This is a genomic window from Aestuariivivens sp. NBU2969 (genome assembly GCF_019931125.1).
In the GTDB taxonomy this organism is placed as follows: domain Bacteria; phylum Bacteroidota; class Bacteroidia; order Flavobacteriales; family Flavobacteriaceae; genus Aestuariivivens; species Aestuariivivens marinum.
This window is the reverse complement of record NZ_JAIOUU010000004.1, coordinates 19,025-35,671: the sequence shown is the minus strand read 5'-3', so window position 1 is coordinate 35,671 and position 16,647 is coordinate 19,025. Positions and strand designations below refer to the sequence as shown.

Genomic DNA, 16,647 nt, shown 5'->3' with positions numbered 1-16,647 from the left:
TCTTTTAATCTAAAATAAAAACCTTATATAAAATAATATAGGGTGCTATTTCAAGTGCGCAAAGATACAAAATAAAATAGAAAAAATTGGTTTTTATTAAACTTTGGTGCCTTTTAAACGATGTGACTAACCCCGTAATATTAACAACAAATAAAAGGCCTAACATGATATAAAATAAAGACGCAGAAGGTTTAAAACTGTAAATCAAAAAAGCATTTATAGGTAACAGCATAAGACCCAAATAATTTTTGTAGGTTATTTTTTGAAACAGATAGGTGTCTATTAGATTATCAATTTCAAAAAGGCTACCTATTAAGCGTTCTATTAAAACTTTTATTAGAATAAATGAACCTATACCGACGGTTATTTTAAAAAGTAAGTTTATAGAGGTGTAATCTATGCCGTTAAAAAACTGCAAAGCTAGGATGACAAATATAGACGCAGAAATTATTAAATTGACAAATAAAAGCGCATCAAACTTATCGAAAAACTTCTGGTCTCTTGCATAAATATTCAGGTATTTTGAGTTGGTGAAAACATAAATAAACTCGTTAAAGCGTTTGGAAGATGCCAATTTAGCAATCGCCACAATAAGCAAACAAGCTACCAGTAAAATGGTAAAGAGTTCATTTGAAGGTGTTTCACGAATCATGCAATAAAATTATCATATTTTTTATTACCTGCTTAATTATTAAGGAATATTTAAAATAAATAAAAAGCTAATGCCTTACATTTGCTAAAAATTATTGATTTTAATTGTAAAGTTGATGCAAAAAAGCATTGTCATTATTCCTACATATAATGAAATAGAAAATATAGAACTTATTATTAGAGCTGTATTTTCACAATCTGAAGCTATACATATATTGGTGGTAGACGATAATTCACCAGACTTAACCGCTTTGAAAGTCAAAGAGCTGCAAAATGAATTTTCTAAACGCTTATTTTTGGAAACCCGTAAAGAAAAATCGGGGTTAGGAACGGCTTATATACATGGATTTAAATGGTGTTTAGGTAGGGAATATGATTATATTTTTGAAATGGATGCCGATTTTTCACATAATCCAGAGGATTTGATTAAACTTTATAATGCTTGTCATGTCGAAGGTGCCGATTTAGCTATTGGCTCACGTTATATTACTGGGGTTAATGTGGTAAATTGGCCCATGAGTAGGGTGCTCATGTCATATTTGGCTTCTAAATATGTGAGGTTAATAACCGGTATGAAGATATATGACACTACAGCTGGTTTTGTATGTTATAAAAGAAAGGTTTTAGAGACTATAAACTTAAATACAATTAAGTTTATAGGCTATGCGTTTCAAATAGAAATGAAGTTTAAGAGCCATTTAAAAAATTTCAAAATAGTGGAAGTACCCGTTATTTTTACCGATAGAACCAAGGGGGAATCTAAACTAAGTTCAGGGATTATTTCTGAAGCTATTTTTGGGGTCATTTCCATGAAAATCAATAGTTTATTTAAAAAATAAATTGTGTATGAGTGAAAGAACAACATTGATAAAAAATGCAAAAATTGTAAATGAAGGACGCATTTTTAATGGTGATGTTTTAATAAAGGGCGAATTTATTGTCCAAATAGAGGATTCTATAAGTGCAAAATCATCAGATGTTGTGGTTGTTGATGCCGAAGGAAAATTGTTGATGCCGGGGGTAATAGACGATCAGGTGCATTTTAGGGAGCCAGGTTTAACGCATAAGGCTGATATAGCTTCTGAATCTAAAGCAGCCATAGCGGGAGGAATTACGTCATTTATAGAAATGCCTAACACCAATCCGCAAACTACGACCATTGAAAAAATGGAGGAGAAGTTCGACATTGCTTCAAAAACTGCTTTTGCCAACTATTCTTTTATGTTTGGGGGAACCAATGATAACTTGGATGAAATTTTAAAAGTGGATCCCAGGTCGGTTGCAGGATTAAAATTATTTTTAGGGTCTTCAACCGGTAATATGTTAGTGGATGATCCTCAGGTATTAGAAAAAATATTCAAAAGTACCAATATGGTTATTTCGGTACATTGTGAAGACGAAACTACCATAAAGCAAAATCTTCAAGAACACATTGAAAAATATGGGGACGATATTCCTATTAATAAACACCCTATTATAAGAAGTGAGGAAGCTTGCTATTTGTCATCTTCTAAAGCTATTGAATTAGCAAAAAAAACAGGTGCGAGGTTACATGTGTTTCATTTATCTACGGGAAAAGAAACCCATTTATTTTCAAACAAAAAACCATTAAAGGATAAAAAAATTACAGCCGAGGTTTGTATACACCATTTGTGGTTTAGTGATGAAGATTACGATAAAAAAGGAACATTAATTAAATGGAATCCTGCTGTGAAGACTAAAACAGACAGAAAACAACTATTGGAAGCCTTGCTGGATGATAGGATTGATGTAATTGCTACAGACCATGCCCCACATACCTTAAAAGAAAAACAAAATAATTATACCCAAGCACCATCTGGAGGACCTTTGGTACAACATGCTTTGCCGGCACTTTTGGAAATGTATCACCAAGGCAAGATTTCCATAGAAAAAGTTGTGGAAAAAATGTGCCATAATCCAGCCATATTATTTCAAATTGAAAAAAGAGGTTATATAAAGGAAGGCTATTATGCTGATCTGGTATTAGTGGATTTAAATAATCCTTGGACGGTTAAAAAGGAGAATATTTTATATAAATGTGAGTGGTCACCTTTTGAAGGAACCACATTTAAGTCTAGAATCACCCATACGTTTTTAAATGGTAGTCTGGTTTTTAATAACTTTAAGTTTGCAAGGACAAGTGCTGCAAAACGCTTAACTTTTAACAGATGATTGTAAAACGTACTACTTTCTTTCTAATAGGTATTCTTTTTCTAGGGTGCTATGGGCTTAATAATCCCAAAAAGCCTAAGAACTTAATATCTAAAGACAATATGGTCAATATTTTAATCGATATTAGATTAATATCGGCTACAACAGGAAGTAATAAAAAGACTTTAGATAAAGAAGTAACCGATAAAGAAGCCTATATCTTCAACAAGTATAACATAGATAGTTTACAATTTGCCCTAAGCAATGAGTACTACGCCTATCGTGTTGATGATTACGATGATATTTATACTAGGGTAAAGGATAGTTTGGAAGCTTTAAAAATCTATTACAAGGATTTAGAAACTAAGGAAATTAATACGAAAAAAAAGCAAGACTCCCTGCGTGAGCTTGTTAAGAAAGATCGTTTAATGTTGAATAAAAAACTGGATTCTGTAAAAGTAGCAATGCAAAAAGATACTCTTGGATTAAAAATGAAGTTGGATTCTATTAGAGCAGCACATCAATCTATAAGACGTGAAATTGAAAATGACTCTCTATTGGAGGTCGAGTTCATGGAGCAAGTTAAAAAAGAAGGGCTTATTCCACCTGTTTCAGATAACGTTCGCCAAGATTAACTATTATATTATCTATGGGTTTAAAACTGTAGTTTAAAGTCTTTTCTATTTTATTGCTGCTATATTGTCTTTCCTTTTGAAGCACTTTGGCAATATGCTTGGTGAGTCTTCGGGGGCTTCCTGTTAAAGTATTTACTAGCCAATCCAATCGCCAAGCAATCCCAAGCATTAATACCGAAGCCATTTTTTCTGGTGGTTTTTGGTTTACAGCTACCGACAAATGTTGTAAAAAACGTTTGTAGGGCCAATTTTCGGCAACTATCAGAAAACGTTCATTATTTATATCGCTTTGCATTAAACCAATCATTATGGATACAACATCTTCAACTGCTACAAGGGCAATAGTGCCTTTAGTGAAAAAATGAATGCCCTTATAAGCTCGTTTAAAAAGACTTCCGCTACCATTGTTCCAAAAGCCAGACCCTAATATAACACCAGGATTTACTATAACGGTATTCAAGCCTTCCTGGGTTCCCCGCCAAACCTCCATTTCTGCACCATATTTTGTAATGCCATAAGTGCTATTGTCGCCTTCTGGGTTCCAAAACGTGTTTTCGGTTATCATTTCACCGTTTATGGATGTGCCAAGTGTTGAAATGGAACTCACGTAGCACAACTTTGTAACTTGTTTGTCAATACAAATATTAACGATATTTGCGGTGCCTTCAATATTTATCCTGCGTAAAAGGTAATATTTACTGGGTTCTAGCGAAACAAATGCAGCACAATGGTACACAAAAGAGACATCCTTAAAAGCTTTAGTTAATGAGGGGATGTCTAAAATATCAGCTTTTATCCAAATAATTTTATCATACAAAGCATTGTAATCATTCGTGTAAGAAAGAAAAACCTGCTTTACCTTTTTAAGACTACTTTCATTGCGATAAATAGCTTTTACACATGTATTGCTTTCAACAAGTTTAAAGAGTAAATGAGCTCCAACCAATCCTGTACCACCAGTAACTAAAATCATGCAACTAATGTAAAGAAATATTAAGAATGCACGAGTAATTATAAGTGTATTTTTATCTTTGCCCTAGTTTATAAAAAAATCAAAAAGACAATGAAGAATTTCGTTGAAGAATTAACTTGGAGAGGGATGATCCATACAGTAATGCCAGGGGCCGAAGACCATTTAATGGAAGGGATACGCAGTGCTTATGTAGGGTTCGATCCAACAGCAGATTCTTTACATATTGGTAACTTGGTCCCCATTATGTTATTGGCGCATTACCAACGTTGCGGTCATAAACCTATAGCTTTGGTGGGTGGTGCTACAGGTATGATTGGTGATCCTTCCGGAAAATCCAACGAACGTAATTTATTGGATGAAAAAACCTTGCGCCATAACCAAGAAGCCATAAAAAAACAATTGTCACATTTTTTAGATTTTGAAAGTGATGCAGAAAACGCAGCTGTTTTAGTGAATAATTACGACTGGATGAAAGACTTTTCATTTTTAGGGTTTATTCGCGATGTAGGTAAGCATATTACTGTAAACTATATGATGGCAAAGGATTCAGTTAAAAACAGAATTTCTTCAGATGTGGCTTCAGAAGGAATGAGTTTTACCGAATTCACTTATCAATTGGTACAAGGTTACGATTTTCTTCATTTATACAGAGATATTAATTGCACCTTGCAAATGGGTGGTAGTGATCAGTGGGGTAATATCACTACGGGGACCGAACTCATTAGACGTATTGGTAACGGCAAAGGGTTTGCGATTACCTGTCCGTTAATCACTAAGTCCGACGGTTCTAAATTTGGAAAGTCGGAAGGTGGTAATGTGTGGTTGGATGCCAATAGAACATCACCTTACAAATTCTACCAATATTGGCTGAACTCAAGTGATGAAGATGCTGAAAAGTATATCAAGATTTTCACTTTTTTAAACAAAGAAGAAATTGATACTTTAATAGAAGAACATCAAGAAGCACCACATTTACGTGTGTTACAAAAACGTTTGGCAGAGGAAATTACTACAATGGTGCATTCTAAAGACGATTTGGAAAATGCTATCAAAGCAAGTAATATTCTATTTGGAAAATCTACTAGCGAAGATTTAAAACAATTGAATGAACAAACATTTTTAGATGTCTTTGATGGTGTACCTCAAACTGAAATTGCTTTGACCGATATTGAAAACGGATTGGATGTTATAGGGGCATTGGCAGAAAAAGGTGGTTTCTTAAAATCGAATGGCGAAGCTCGAAGGGCCTTAAAGGAAAATTCTATAGCGGTAAATAAGGAAAAAGTAGGCGAAGATTATACTATAACGACCAACGATTTAATCAACAACAAGTTTGTATTGTTACAACGTGGTAAGAAAAATTATTTTGTCTTAACCGTAAAATAATAAAAGGCCCGATTTAATGTTAAATCGGGCCTTTTGTTTAACCAACCAATAAACTAAAAAACTTTTCTTTTTCTTAGCATTGGTTTAGTCGTAAGTTTTATAAAGACCTTACAACACCATTAAATTACATCCACGAATATCGGAATGATCAAAGCGACCCATAACTTCAAAGGTACCATTTGGGTGTGTACGACCTAAATCTTGAGTGGCTATAAAAGCACAGGAATTAATATTGGCAAGGTCGATAATATTTATTCCACCAGATTTTCCATAATCTTGAATGGTTAAAGCATCTTCGGTGTCTCGAGTTAATACTTGCATCCAAGGCGGGCAATTAAAAATACCATGGCCTTTAGAATAGGCCTGACTTAACAATTCGGTCATACCATACTCACTATGAATGGTACTTACTCCAAATCCTTCTTTTAAGGTATTGTGGAGTTCAGTTCTAATCAATTCCTTACGTCTACCTTTCATACCGCCAGTTTCCATAACTATGGTATTTTTTAATTGGAATTGATATTGTTCAACCAAATCCAATAATGCAAAAGAAACACCCATTAAAATTGTTTTTTTACCCTCTGATTCCAGTTTTAACAATAGGTCTTTTAATTCGGTAAGATTGTTTAAATAGAAGCCACTTTCCTTATGTTTGGATTGTTTGATAAGAACTTCTGCCATATAAATCAACGAGGAGCCTTCACGCTCCAAATAAGAAGGCAGTAAAGCTAAAATGACATGGTCCTTGATGTTGCCATAAAATTGTTCAAAGCCTTTTTGAAAACTGTTTTCATAGATTGATAGGTCTGTCACGTAATGTTTACTTGTAACACTTCCTGTGGTACCTGAACTTGAAAAGATCTTTTCAATAGGTTTTGAACTGCATAAAACACGATGTGATTTAAAAAATTGAATGGGCAAAAAAGGAATGTCCTTAATGGATGTAATATCACTGGGGTGAATGTATAACAAATCACAAAACGACCGGTACACTGAATTGTTTTCAAACTGAAATTTAAAGACTTTGAAAGCCATGGTTTCAAAGTCATTTTCAGATTGAATGCTGAAGATGTCATCTGGGTTTATCATTACAACAAAAGTAAATAAAATACTAGGATGAAATAATAACAATTTGCCATACTGAGCTTGTCGAAGTATCTTTTATATGTTCATAAAAAAAGCGCTACCAATGGTAACGCTTTTTAAAACTATAAATTAAGTTGTTATTTGATTATCAATTTTCTGGTAGTAATTGCATCGTCCTGTGAAATTTTTATGATATAAATTCCAGTAGTTAAGGTAGACACATCCAAACGGTTATTACTTATAGTTTTATTAATAACTTGTTTTCCAAGTATATCATGAACGCCAACTCTCAATGCAGATTGGTTTTTACTAATAATATTTACATAACCTAATGATGTTGGGTTTGGGTACATTGCAAAACCTTCAATCTGATTGTATTTGGAGCTAGATAAAGTTATACTAGGACTTAAAGGATATACTTGAATAGTATTAAAGTATTGGCCAGCTATTACAATAATTGTTGTTGGGGTATTTGGTATTAATTCTCCAGCCATATTATCATTTGGGTAATTGGTTCTAAATACCAATGGACCTCCACTTTGATCAGAAATATCATAATCCGTACTGGAAGCAAAAGCAGTAACTCCATCTCCTGCGGCAAAAGTCACGTCAGTAATCTGGACTAACTCAGACTCATAAGTATCAATATTATTCAACAGGTCATTAATAGTTACTGATAAAGGTGTGATAGTATTACTGGTTGAAGATGCTGCGCCTGGATCAATTGTAGGGATTATTTGAGACACGTTTCCAAAGGATGTTAGCATTCCTTTAAGACCAGTTATACCATCGTTATTATTGTAAAGTGTAGATATAATACCATCTGGGTCGTCAATTAAAATTCCACCAGTTGCATCTTGAATAAAAATTTGGTTTCTACTATTACCTGTAACAAAACTTACAATAACTTCACCTGTTATCTCATAATAAAGATCTTCTGTTTCAGCTCTTAAATCTGCAATATCTGCAACAACATTGTAACCTAAAGTGTTAATATTTAAATCGTATTCTGCTGCAACACTTCCAGAGCCATAATTAATCAATTGTGCAACAAAGTAATAACTATTGTTTGGTTCTAAGGGAATAAAAGGATCAGGTGTTAAGTCATAGAGGGGGCCTCCACTATCATGTGTTGTTACAGAGGTTGTATTAAGCACCGTCCAAACAATATATCCATCTCCACCATTTCCTTCGGTATCCACGTTAAAGTTAGTAACGACAAATTCTAATTCTCCACTTAGGTCTTCAGGACCTAAATCAACGGTTGAACCACTTGCTGGGCCATTAATAAGGGCTATGGTTGGATCTGTTGAAGGGGTGTATGTAAATGTGCCAATTGGGAAAATAGATCCACAAGTGCCATTTGTTGTACAACCGTCAGTTGCATCAGGACCACTAAATGACCAATTTGATAAGATAAATGTTGATCCATCAGGACCAGTATCATTATTTCTATAGGTCCATCCATCTAGGTAGTCCCACCCAGTTCCTGTGCCATCAACGTTTATATCACCAAAAGTATCAATAACACTTCCATTGAAGAATAATTCAATTGCATCATCTCCATTAATGCCCATAGCAGATGTAGTAAAATCGGGAAGAAATCCAAAATAATCGTTGAATCCAACATCTTCAGAAGCTACATAAATAAAATCACCTGCTGTAGCGGAACCAGAAAAAGAGAATTCTTCACCATCTGTTCCACCACCATTATTGGCTGAGCCAATTCCAAAAGTTGATAAATCTGCAATATCATTTACAACATAAAGTTCAACAAATTTAGGTACACCGCCTGTTAGCGGACCATCAAAGACACCTGTAATTATCATATCTTGACCAAAAGAGATAATGTAAGTTAAAAAAGCAAAAAATAAAAAGTAAAGTTTTTTCATTATTAAATTATTTATAAGAATTAGTCCTTATAAAAATAGGAAATTATTTTTTTATAATACTAAAAAACAGTCCAATAGACTGTTTTTTTTAAATAAAATAATGTTGTTTTTACTTAATTACCAATTTACGTGTTTCGGTAATGTTATTTTCGGTAATCTTTAAGAAATAAACCCCGGTAGCCAACTTCGATATATTTAATTCCTTTCCGGTAATGGTGGTGGCATGTATTTTCTTTCCAATGGCATTAAAAAACTCTATTTGTTTGGTCATATTACGTTTTGTAGTAATATAAATAACCTGCCTGTTGCTGTTAACTGGGTTAGGATAAATAGAAAGGTTCTCTATTTTTTGCTGTGGGATATCCTGTGCAAAAGCTTTGGGGGCAACTGCAAAGAATAACACAAAGAAAAAGGTTAAAACGTAGTTTTTTACCATAGTAGGATTTTTATATGTTAAATTTAGTAAATAATATCAAAAGTTGTACCAATTAAAACGTTAAAGATTTCTTTATTTTAACAAAAGGTTAAGATAGGGTAATCTGTATGTTACCTTTTTGTTATATATTTTAACATTTTAACAAGTTAATAGTAATAGTTTTATCTTTACCTTTTGATAAAAAATCGTCTAATTATATGGACAAACAGAATATAAAAATTTTATTGGTTGATGATGAGCCAGACATTCTAGAAATTGTTGGATATAATTTATCGGCTGAAGGGTATCAAATCATTACTGCTGAAAATGGATTGCAAGCAGTAAAGAAAGCCAAAAAGGAGCACCCCCATTTAATTATATTGGACGTTATGATGCCTGAAATGGACGGTATTGAAGCTTGTGAGCAAATCCGTAAAATCCCTAACTTAAAGGATACAATGATAACTTTTTTAACCGCAAGGGGCGAAGATTATTCACAGGTGGCTGGTTTCGATGCTGGAGCCGATGACTATATTACAAAACCTATAAAGCCTAAGGTTTTAGTGAGCAAAGTTAAGGCGCTTTTACGACGTTATAAGCAAGAAGAAAAAGAAGGGATGCTTAAAATAGGAAATTTGGTGATAGACAGGGATGAATATAAAATTAGCTTAAACGGTGAAGAAATTATATTGCCAAGAAAAGAGTTTGAATTGCTATCTTTGTTAACATCCAAGCCAGGTAAAGTTTTTAAACGTGATGAAATTTTAGATAAAGTTTGGGGCAACGAGGTTATAGTTGGCGGAAGAACCATAGATGTCCACATTAGAAAGCTTAGGGAAAAAATTGGAGATGATAGTTTTAAAACGGTAAAAGGAGTAGGGTATAAGTTTGTAGATTAATGCAAGTTAAATTAAAAAAGCCATATCGATTTTCTGCGAATACCTCGCTTTATATTGCACTATCCTTAACACTCGCAACGAGTGTTTTTTTATATTATTTTTTTGAAATCAATTGGGGTTTGTTGGTCTTCATTTTGGTGTTTAGCTACCTGTTGTCTTTTGTTTTTATCCAGTTACGAATAGAACGTTTAATATATAGACGTGTTAAGCAAATTTATGACGACCTTACGCTTTTAGAATCTGCAAGCATAACTAGAGGAACTATTACTACTGATATGGGTACCTTAACCAAGGAAATAGACAAATTTGCTAGGGATAAAAAACTTGAAATAGAAACTCTAAAAGTTAGGGAGCAATATAGAAAAGAGTTTTTTGGTAATGTGTCACATGAGTTAAAAACCCCTTTGTTTACAGTACAAAGCTACATTTTAACACTCTTGGATGGGGCCATTAATGACAAAAATGTTCGGGATAAGTATTTAAGACGGGCTAGTAAGGGCGTAGAACGTTTAATATATATTGTTAAGGATTTAGACATGATTACTAAGCTTGAGATTGGTGATTTGAGTTTAAATATGGAAGTGTTTGATATTGTCGGGCTTGTTAAGAACGTGTTCGATATGTTTGAAATACGGGCCAGTAAGAAAAAGATAACCCTTACATTCGATGCAGATTATAAAAAACCCATATTTGTAAATGCAGATAAAGAGCGTATTCAACAAGTACTTACCAACCTTATAGTGAATTCTATAAAGTATGGTAACGAAAAAGGAACTACCGAGGTTAGTATTGAAAATTTAATAAAGAATAAAGTTATTGTACGTGTAACCGATAATGGTGAAGGCATTGCCAAAAATCATTTGCCACGTTTATTTGAGCGATTTTATCGTGTTGATAAAAGTGGAGCTCGTAGTGAAGGAGGATCAGGTTTAGGCTTGTCCATTGTAAAGCATATTATTGAAGCCCACAACGAAAAAATTTATGTAGAAAGTGAGTATGGTGTGGGTAGCGAATTTTCTTTTACCTTAGAAAAGGTTTCCGAATAATGTTTTGAAATTGACATCAGGAACCTCCAAATGAAGACCTTTAAAGTTGTCAATTTTTTTAAGCATTTCTAATTTAAATTCATTCTGTTTGCAGCTGGGGACTAGATATTGTTCTGTAAGCCGCTTAGCTAAATATTCTTGTTCAAATTGTCCAGGGGTTGGTATAAAAAAAGCTTTTTTGTTCAGTTTTGCCAAATCCATAATGGTAGTGTATCCAGATCGCGATAATACCCTAGCACTTTCATTTATGGTTTTTTCCAGTTGTGGGGATATCATAAAATTATAGATCGTCATATTGTCCGTTAACTGTATGGTTTGCTCTTTCTCAATGATACCTTTCACAAAAATTACTTTTCCTTGATAACTTATTAATTCAATAAGCAACTTTTTTTCCAATATAGTACGCTGCGGTTCTGGGCCAGACAATAACACCAATAAATCATTTTTAAAGGTGTCATCATGCTTAGTAAACCGGCTTAATGGACCAATATATTTTGTAGGTATTTTAAGGGCTGATGGATGTCCTAATTTTCCGCTCAAGTTAAAAGGACCATCTACATCAGGTATCCAACATTCATTAAAGTTTTTAATAATGTTTTGGTGTGTTTTTGTGCTCATCCAGGTTGTAGTTCCACTTAAAACATTTAACTGGTGGGTTATAAAAACTGATGGGATATTTTTACTGTAAACACCAAACCGATTATCAGAAATAATACCCGAAATATTATGGGTTTCAATAATGTATTTGGTGGCTTTTTTTTCAGCTTTAATTATTTTTAATAATCTAGGTAAAGATTTTATAATCTTCCATTTAAGGAATTTGCCGCTTTTAGTATAGGATATATTGTAAGAAGGTAATTCAATAGGTAACACATTGGGGAATTCCTTTTGTAATAACGATAAAGCTGCACCGTCACTAGCAATTATGGGCTGGTAACCGTAGTTTAAAAGTGCCTTTATTACAGGAATACATCTTGTAGCATGGCCCAATCCCCAATTTAAAGGGGCTACTAAAATGTTTTTGCTCATTTTACCAATTTAGTAAGGGTTTCTTTCTGATCGTTTTACGGAAGAGCCTCAAACCCATTTACAGTTTTCAATTAAATTCAAAGATAAGCATATCAACCCTCTCACATATTTCCTTAATTTTACCAAATAATTAAATTACAGAAGCTTTAGTGGGAAGTAAAAATAAGTTAAAACGGTTTAAGGAAAACGAAACGTTTGGTAATGTGTTTCAACCCTCGCGCGATGAACTTGTTAATAAAGAATATTCTTTAAAAGGCAATTGGCGAAAAACGTTTTTTAATAATGAAAATCCGTTGGTTTTAGAGTTGGGCTGTGGAAAGGGAGAATACTCTGTAGCTTTGGCGCAAAAATATCCCAACAAAAATTTTGTAGGTATCGATATTAAGGGGGCCCGATTTTGGAGAGGTGCCAAAACAGCTATAGAACGGCAAATAAAAAATGTCGCCTTTTTACGAACTCAAATTGAGCTTATAGAATATGCCTTTTCTGAAAATGAAATTGATGAAATTTGGATTACTTTTCCTGATCCTCAAATAAAATATAAGCGTACTAAACACCGTTTAACAAACGCCCAATTTTTAAATCGCTATAAAACCATATTAAAACCAGATGGCATAGTTAATTTAAAAACCGATAGCGAGTTTATGCATGGTTATACTCTTGGCTTATTGCATGGTGCCGGACATGAAGTATTGTATGCCAACCATAATGTTTATAAACTAGAAGGAAGTCCAGAAGAGGTTACAAGTATTCAAACCTTTTATGAGATGCAGTATTTAGAACAACAAAAGCCAATTACCTATATTAGGTTTAAAATTAAGTAAGTTTGGATATTACAATAGTTTTCTTTCTAGGTTTAATCATTACGCTTATTGGTGTTATACCTCCAGGTCTTTTAAATATGAGCGCTGTTAAAATTAGTTTGAAAGAAGGGCATATTAGGGGTATAATGTTTTCTGTTGGAGCCTGTGTAACGGTTTTTGTGCAAACCTATATTGCGGCTATTTTTGCAAGGTACCTTAGTAAGCATACAGAAGTTGTGGAAATTTTGCAGCGTGTAGCCTTTGTGGTTTTTGTATTGATAACTATTTATTATTTGTTCATTGCCAAGTCCATGCCCAAACATGATGTGGAACCTAGAGTTAGGAGTAAACATAGCAGGTTTTTTCACGGCATGTTTTTGTCGGCACTTAATATGTTTCCAATACCTTTCCAAGCTTATATGACGGTTACTTTAGCCTCGATTGGGTGGTTGGCCTTCGATACTATAAGTATCATTACATATGTCTCCGGAGCTGCTATGGGAAGTTTTGTGATGTTATACATGTATATTTTTTTCTTCGAAAAAATTAAAAGCCGTTCGTTTACATCTCAAAAAAACATGAACTATATTATTGGAGGTATTACAGGAATAATTTCAATAATTACCTTAATAAATATCATAAAAGATTTGGGTTCATGAAACGGGAAACATTAAGTTTTTTTGATAAGGTTTATAAGGTGGCTCAACACATTCCTTATGGAAGGGTAACTAGTTATGGGGCCATTGCGAAATATTTGGGAGCCGTTAGAAGCGCTCGTATGGTAGGTTATGCTATGAATGGGTCGTCTGGTAAAGAGGTGCCGGCACATCGAGTAGTTAATAAAAAAGGATTGCTTACTGGTAAATACCATTTTGATGGTATCAATTTAATGCAACAACTCTTGGAAAGTGAGGGTATCCAGATTGTTGACAATCAAATCCAAAATTTTGAAAAGGTATTTTGGGACCCTAATAAGGAGATGTAATTCATACCTTTTTTATAAAACTTATAAATAGTTATATCATTAAAACTTCTAACTTCAATCTTCTGTCTTCCAGCTTTATTATATATATTTGCATTTTAGAATGATTCTTAATAAAATATATGAAACTTAATAAGCAAGAGATATTAAAGGCATTAGAAACTATTACAGCTCCAGGAGAAGGGCAGAATATGGTTGATAGTGGTGCGGTAAAAAACGTGGTTGTTTTTGGCGATGAAGTAGTTGTTGATATTACTATAAAAAACCCAAGTTTACAAGCAAAAAAACGTACGGAGGTTGATATTTTAAAAACCATTCATGATAAAGTTTACGAAAAGGCTAAAATAAAAGTCAATGTAAAGGTAGAAGCTCCAGAGCATCCAAAGGCTAATGTCATTAAGGGAGAGCCTATACCGGGTATTCAAAATATTATTGCAGTGGCCTCGGGTAAGGGTGGTGTAGGTAAATCTACGGTAACTGCAAATTTGGCTGTTACCCTTGCTAAAATGGGTTTTAAAGTAGGTGTTCTGGATGCAGATATTTATGGTCCATCAATGCCCATTATGTTTGACGTTGAATCAGAACGCCCTTTAGCAGTAAATATTGATGGAAAATCTAAAATGAAGCCTATTGAGAATTATGGCGTAAAGATGTTGTCTATCGGGTTTTTTACAGAACCCAACCAAGCAGTGGTTTGGCGTGGCCCTATGGCAGCCAAAGCATTAAACCAAATGATTTTCGATGCGCACTGGGGAGAGCTTGATTTCTTGTTGTTGGACTTACCCCCGGGAACTGGTGATATCCACCTTAGTATTATGCAGTCACTTCCCATTACAGGAGCTGTTGTGGTAAGTACGCCTCAAAATGTGGCATTGGCTGATGCCAAAAAGGGAGTAGCCATGTTCCAACAGGAAAGTATTAGTGTTCCTGTTTTAGGTATTATTGAAAATATGGCTTACTTTACACCAGAGGAATTGCCAGATAACAAATATTATATATTTGGAAAAGAGGGTGCTAAAAATTTAGCTGAAGATTTAAAAGTTCCCTTTTTGGGTGAAATACCATTAGTGCAAAGTATTAGAGAAGCAGGTGATGTTGGACGACCCGCGACATTACAAATTGCCACACCATCTGAACAAGCCTTTGAAACTTTAACCAAAAATATAGTTCAAGAAGTGGTAAAACGTAATGAGGGTTTGCCTCCCACTGAGGCTATAAAAATTACGACAATGGCAGGATGTTCGGCAGTTAAAAAATAGATATGACAACAGAAGAGCTAAAATTAAATATAGAAAAGGCCCTTGATGAAATCCGTCCATTTTTACAGAGTGATGGTGGTGATATTTCATTATTGTCTATTGAGGACGATAAACTAGTTAGGGTACAACTACAAGGGGCATGTGTTGGCTGCAGTGTTAACCAAATGACCTTAAAATCAGGGGTAGAAATGACCATAAAAAAGTATGCGCCTCAAATAGAGCAGGTCATTAATATTGTAGACGCATAAAGATTTACCTTTTGATATTAGGCTTCAAGTTGTACTAAAGGTAAAAAACAAGTTAAGTTAGGGTTTAGGTTTTTATTTTGGGTTTTAAGGACGAGACTGTTTTCTAGGTATTTTTGCAATATTCTATTCATCCGCGGTTAGATAGACTGCTTTTAATATATAGGTTTAGCTGTATTTGTTGTACTGTGCTTTTCTGCTTTTTTGGGTATGATTTTTATATTTTTCCATAACACTTGAGCCCCATTTTTAGGTGTTGTTTCCTATGCAAATGTACTTGTAACTCTATAAATCCACGGGCGGTTTTATTATCTATCAAATAAAATAAACCCATGGTTCCTGTCTTTTCTATATTTGGTTACAACCTTCAAGAACCAGAAATGAAATTAATAAAAAAATCCTGTAGCTTTAAAATCTTTCATATTGATGTTGTTTTAATTTAAGAGTTTTGATTTATGTTGCATTTTCTTTCTTAAAAAGAGTTTTAATTTAAAAAGTTTTTGCACACGAACATAAGAAAAAATTAATAGTTCAATTTATTCCCAATTATAAAATATGTATTTCTAAAGATAAAACTGGTTTTAGGGTGGGCATTCTTTTTAATAGTTTGTTATAGAAATATTGCTTTGTGAACTATAGTTGTGTTGTCAAGCTCATACGTTTATTTATGGGTGCCATCTAGAGATGCCTTTGTTTTCATTGAAAGAGGCATTACTTATATAGGTAACCCATATCATTAAACCTTGGATTCCTTTTTTTAACTTTAATTTGTTATCAGTTTTACCTTCTTTAATAGAGCATACAAATTGTTTGCTGTAGCAAAGCAGGTGTTAACTTTAGACACCTCGGTACAATATCCAGAATCAATGGCGTGGTGTGTGCAATTGAAATCAGAGAAATCTATTTTTTCAAAATCTTTGTTTAGCTTTTTACATTCTTCAAATAGTTCATCAATTGTTATAAAAGAATCTGGGTTTACACCTTTTTTATATAAATACCCTTTTAAAAAATTCATAATGGCATATTGTGAATTTTTACAAACCGAATACGGAACAATATCCTCTTCTGGTCTATATAATTCCTTGTTTGCAGAATTTAGGCTTTGAAAAGCCTTGTCAAATAACTTATTTGCTTCTTTTTCCATGAGTTCTTAATTTTAAAGTTAATGATAAAC

The 16,647-nt window shown here is 33.6% G+C and carries 18 protein-coding genes; 11 read left to right on the top strand and 7 right to left on the bottom strand.

All coding sequences use genetic code 11. The features are described from left to right. Positions 1 to 4 precede the first annotated feature (4 nt). A complete protein-coding gene (locus K7G79_RS04470; protein ID WP_223549562.1) occupies positions 5 to 652 on the bottom strand; it encodes a DUF4271 domain-containing protein in 648 nt (215 codons plus the stop codon). 115 nt (positions 653 to 767) lie between these two features. Between K7G79_RS04470 and K7G79_RS04465 the strand changes: the two genes are divergently transcribed. From K7G79_RS04465 to K7G79_RS04455, 3 genes are read left to right on the top strand one after another with little or no spacing between them, the layout of a single operon-like run. Continuing rightward, complete coding sequence (locus K7G79_RS04465; RefSeq protein ID WP_223549560.1) at positions 768 to 1,490, top strand: polyprenol monophosphomannose synthase; 723 nt, start codon at positions 768 to 770, stop codon at positions 1,488 to 1,490. Between the two features lie 7 nt (positions 1,491 to 1,497). Then, positions 1,498 to 2,844 (top strand): dihydroorotase, encoded by a 1,347-nt coding sequence (locus K7G79_RS04460; RefSeq protein WP_223549558.1) that lies wholly within the window; start codon positions 1,498 to 1,500, stop codon positions 2,842 to 2,844. Further along, on the top strand, positions 2,841 to 3,458 hold the full coding sequence (locus K7G79_RS04455) for a DUF4296 domain-containing protein (protein ID WP_223549556.1): 618 nt from the start codon (positions 2,841 to 2,843) through the stop codon (positions 3,456 to 3,458). The genes K7G79_RS04460 and K7G79_RS04455 overlap by 4 nt, the downstream gene beginning before the upstream one ends. Here K7G79_RS04455 and K7G79_RS04450 read toward each other — a convergent pair. Beyond that, entirely contained in the window at positions 3,421 to 4,431 is a 1,011-nt protein-coding gene (locus K7G79_RS04450) for an SDR family oxidoreductase (protein ID WP_223549554.1), read from the bottom strand. The two genes, K7G79_RS04455 and K7G79_RS04450, sit on opposite strands and share 38 nt — an antisense overlap. A gap of 90 nt (positions 4,432 to 4,521) precedes the next feature. Between K7G79_RS04450 and tyrS the strand changes: the two genes are divergently transcribed. Next, positions 4,522 to 5,817, top strand: a complete 1,296-nt coding sequence (gene tyrS, locus K7G79_RS04445) for a tyrosine--tRNA ligase (protein ID WP_223549552.1) — start codon at positions 4,522 to 4,524, stop codon at positions 5,815 to 5,817. A gap of 108 nt (positions 5,818 to 5,925) precedes the next feature. Here tyrS and K7G79_RS04440 read toward each other — a convergent pair whose 3' ends face one another. From K7G79_RS04440 to K7G79_RS04430, 3 genes are all read right to left on the bottom strand, one after another. After that, positions 5,926 to 6,906, bottom strand: a complete 981-nt coding sequence (locus K7G79_RS04440; protein ID WP_223549550.1) for an acyl transferase — start codon at positions 6,904 to 6,906, stop codon at positions 5,926 to 5,928. Positions 6,907 to 7,040: 134 nt separating this feature from the next. Continuing rightward, positions 7,041 to 8,795 carry a DUF5689 domain-containing protein gene (locus K7G79_RS04435; RefSeq protein ID WP_223549548.1) on the bottom strand — a complete coding sequence of 585 codons (1,755 nt, stop codon included), beginning with the start codon at positions 8,793 to 8,795 and terminating at the stop codon, positions 7,041 to 7,043. Positions 8,796 to 8,904: 109 nt separating this feature from the next. Then, on the bottom strand, positions 8,905 to 9,231 hold the full coding sequence (locus K7G79_RS04430; RefSeq protein ID WP_223549546.1) for a T9SS type A sorting domain-containing protein: 327 nt from the start codon (positions 9,229 to 9,231) through the stop codon (positions 8,905 to 8,907). Positions 9,232 to 9,428: 197 nt separating this feature from the next. On the opposite strand from K7G79_RS04430, the gene K7G79_RS04425 reads away from it, so the two are divergent. Further along, on the top strand, positions 9,429 to 10,109 hold the full coding sequence (locus tag K7G79_RS04425; RefSeq protein ID WP_223549544.1) for a response regulator transcription factor: 681 nt from the start codon (positions 9,429 to 9,431) through the stop codon (positions 10,107 to 10,109). Continuing rightward, positions 10,109 to 11,155 carry a cell wall metabolism sensor histidine kinase WalK gene (locus K7G79_RS04420; RefSeq protein WP_223549542.1) on the top strand — a complete coding sequence of 349 codons (1,047 nt, stop codon included), beginning with the start codon at positions 10,109 to 10,111 and terminating at the stop codon, positions 11,153 to 11,155. Before K7G79_RS04425 ends, K7G79_RS04420 begins: the two co-directional genes overlap by 1 nt. Here the strand turns inward: K7G79_RS04420 and K7G79_RS04415 are convergent. Next, positions 11,135 to 12,184: a glycosyltransferase gene (locus K7G79_RS04415; protein WP_223549540.1), complete on the bottom strand. Its 1,050-nt coding sequence runs from the start codon at positions 12,182 to 12,184 to the stop codon at positions 11,135 to 11,137. The two genes, K7G79_RS04420 and K7G79_RS04415, sit on opposite strands and share 21 nt — an antisense overlap. 149 nt (positions 12,185 to 12,333) lie before the next feature. Between K7G79_RS04415 and trmB the strand changes: the two genes are divergently transcribed. The 5 genes from trmB (at position 12,334) to K7G79_RS04390 (ending at position 15,476) form a co-directional block, all read left to right on the top strand. After that, complete coding sequence (trmB, locus tag K7G79_RS04410; RefSeq protein WP_223549537.1) at positions 12,334 to 13,008, top strand: tRNA (guanosine(46)-N7)-methyltransferase TrmB; 675 nt, start codon at positions 12,334 to 12,336, stop codon at positions 13,006 to 13,008. A 2-nt stretch (positions 13,009 to 13,010) separates the two neighbouring features. Next, positions 13,011 to 13,646, top strand: a complete 636-nt coding sequence (locus K7G79_RS04405; RefSeq protein ID WP_223549535.1) for a LysE family transporter — start codon at positions 13,011 to 13,013, stop codon at positions 13,644 to 13,646. Beyond that, positions 13,643 to 13,972 (top strand): MGMT family protein, encoded by a 330-nt coding sequence (locus K7G79_RS04400; RefSeq protein ID WP_223549533.1) that lies wholly within the window; start codon positions 13,643 to 13,645, stop codon positions 13,970 to 13,972. Before K7G79_RS04405 ends, K7G79_RS04400 begins: the two co-directional genes overlap by 4 nt. Positions 13,973 to 14,091: 119 nt before the next feature. Beyond that, positions 14,092 to 15,228 (top strand): Mrp/NBP35 family ATP-binding protein, encoded by a 1,137-nt coding sequence (locus K7G79_RS04395; RefSeq protein ID WP_223549532.1) that lies wholly within the window; start codon positions 14,092 to 14,094, stop codon positions 15,226 to 15,228. Between the two features lie 2 nt (positions 15,229 to 15,230). After that, positions 15,231 to 15,476, top strand: coding sequence for a NifU family protein (locus tag K7G79_RS04390; protein WP_223549530.1), 246 nt, complete (start codon positions 15,231 to 15,233; stop codon positions 15,474 to 15,476). A gap of 760 nt (positions 15,477 to 16,236) precedes the next feature. Here the strand turns inward: K7G79_RS04390 and K7G79_RS04385 are convergent. Then, the gene (locus K7G79_RS04385; protein WP_223549528.1) at positions 16,237 to 16,617 is read right to left on the bottom strand and encodes a HEPN domain-containing protein; all 381 of its coding nucleotides are present in this window, start codon (positions 16,615 to 16,617) and stop codon (positions 16,237 to 16,239) included. Between the last annotated feature and the right edge of the window lie 30 nt (positions 16,618 to 16,647).

What these genes read in the sequence shown, in the direction of transcription:
- K7G79_RS04460 (WP_223549558.1), top strand. Translation starts at nt 1,498, where the DNA reads ATGAGTGAAAGAACAACATTGATAAAAAATGCAAAAATTGTAAATGAA.
- K7G79_RS04470 (WP_223549562.1), bottom strand. Translation starts at nt 652, where the DNA reads ATGATTCGTGAAACACCTTCAAATGAACTCTTTACCATTTTACTGGTA.
- K7G79_RS04455 (WP_223549556.1), top strand. Translation starts at nt 2,841, where the DNA reads ATGATTGTAAAACGTACTACTTTCTTTCTAATAGGTATTCTTTTTCTA.
- K7G79_RS04465 (WP_223549560.1), top strand. Translation starts at nt 768, where the DNA reads ATGCAAAAAAGCATTGTCATTATTCCTACATATAATGAAATAGAAAAT.
- K7G79_RS04420 (WP_223549542.1), top strand. Translation starts at nt 10,109, where the DNA reads ATGCAAGTTAAATTAAAAAAGCCATATCGATTTTCTGCGAATACCTCG.
- K7G79_RS04435 (WP_223549548.1), bottom strand. Translation starts at nt 8,795, where the DNA reads ATGAAAAAACTTTACTTTTTATTTTTTGCTTTTTTAACTTACATTATC.
- tyrS (WP_223549552.1), top strand. Translation starts at nt 4,522, where the DNA reads ATGAAGAATTTCGTTGAAGAATTAACTTGGAGAGGGATGATCCATACA.
- K7G79_RS04400 (WP_223549533.1), top strand. Translation starts at nt 13,643, where the DNA reads ATGAAACGGGAAACATTAAGTTTTTTTGATAAGGTTTATAAGGTGGCT.
- K7G79_RS04415 (WP_223549540.1), bottom strand. Translation starts at nt 12,184, where the DNA reads ATGAGCAAAAACATTTTAGTAGCCCCTTTAAATTGGGGATTGGGCCAT.
- K7G79_RS04430 (WP_223549546.1), bottom strand. Translation starts at nt 9,231, where the DNA reads ATGGTAAAAAACTACGTTTTAACCTTTTTCTTTGTGTTATTCTTTGCA.
- K7G79_RS04425 (WP_223549544.1), top strand. Translation starts at nt 9,429, where the DNA reads ATGGACAAACAGAATATAAAAATTTTATTGGTTGATGATGAGCCAGAC.
- K7G79_RS04450 (WP_223549554.1), bottom strand. Translation starts at nt 4,431, where the DNA reads ATGATTTTAGTTACTGGTGGTACAGGATTGGTTGGAGCTCATTTACTC.
- K7G79_RS04440 (WP_223549550.1), bottom strand. Translation starts at nt 6,906, where the DNA reads ATGATAAACCCAGATGACATCTTCAGCATTCAATCTGAAAATGACTTT.
- K7G79_RS04390 (WP_223549530.1), top strand. Translation starts at nt 15,231, where the DNA reads ATGACAACAGAAGAGCTAAAATTAAATATAGAAAAGGCCCTTGATGAA.
- K7G79_RS04385 (WP_223549528.1), bottom strand. Translation starts at nt 16,617, where the DNA reads ATGGAAAAAGAAGCAAATAAGTTATTTGACAAGGCTTTTCAAAGCCTA.
- K7G79_RS04395 (WP_223549532.1), top strand. Translation starts at nt 14,092, where the DNA reads ATGAAACTTAATAAGCAAGAGATATTAAAGGCATTAGAAACTATTACA.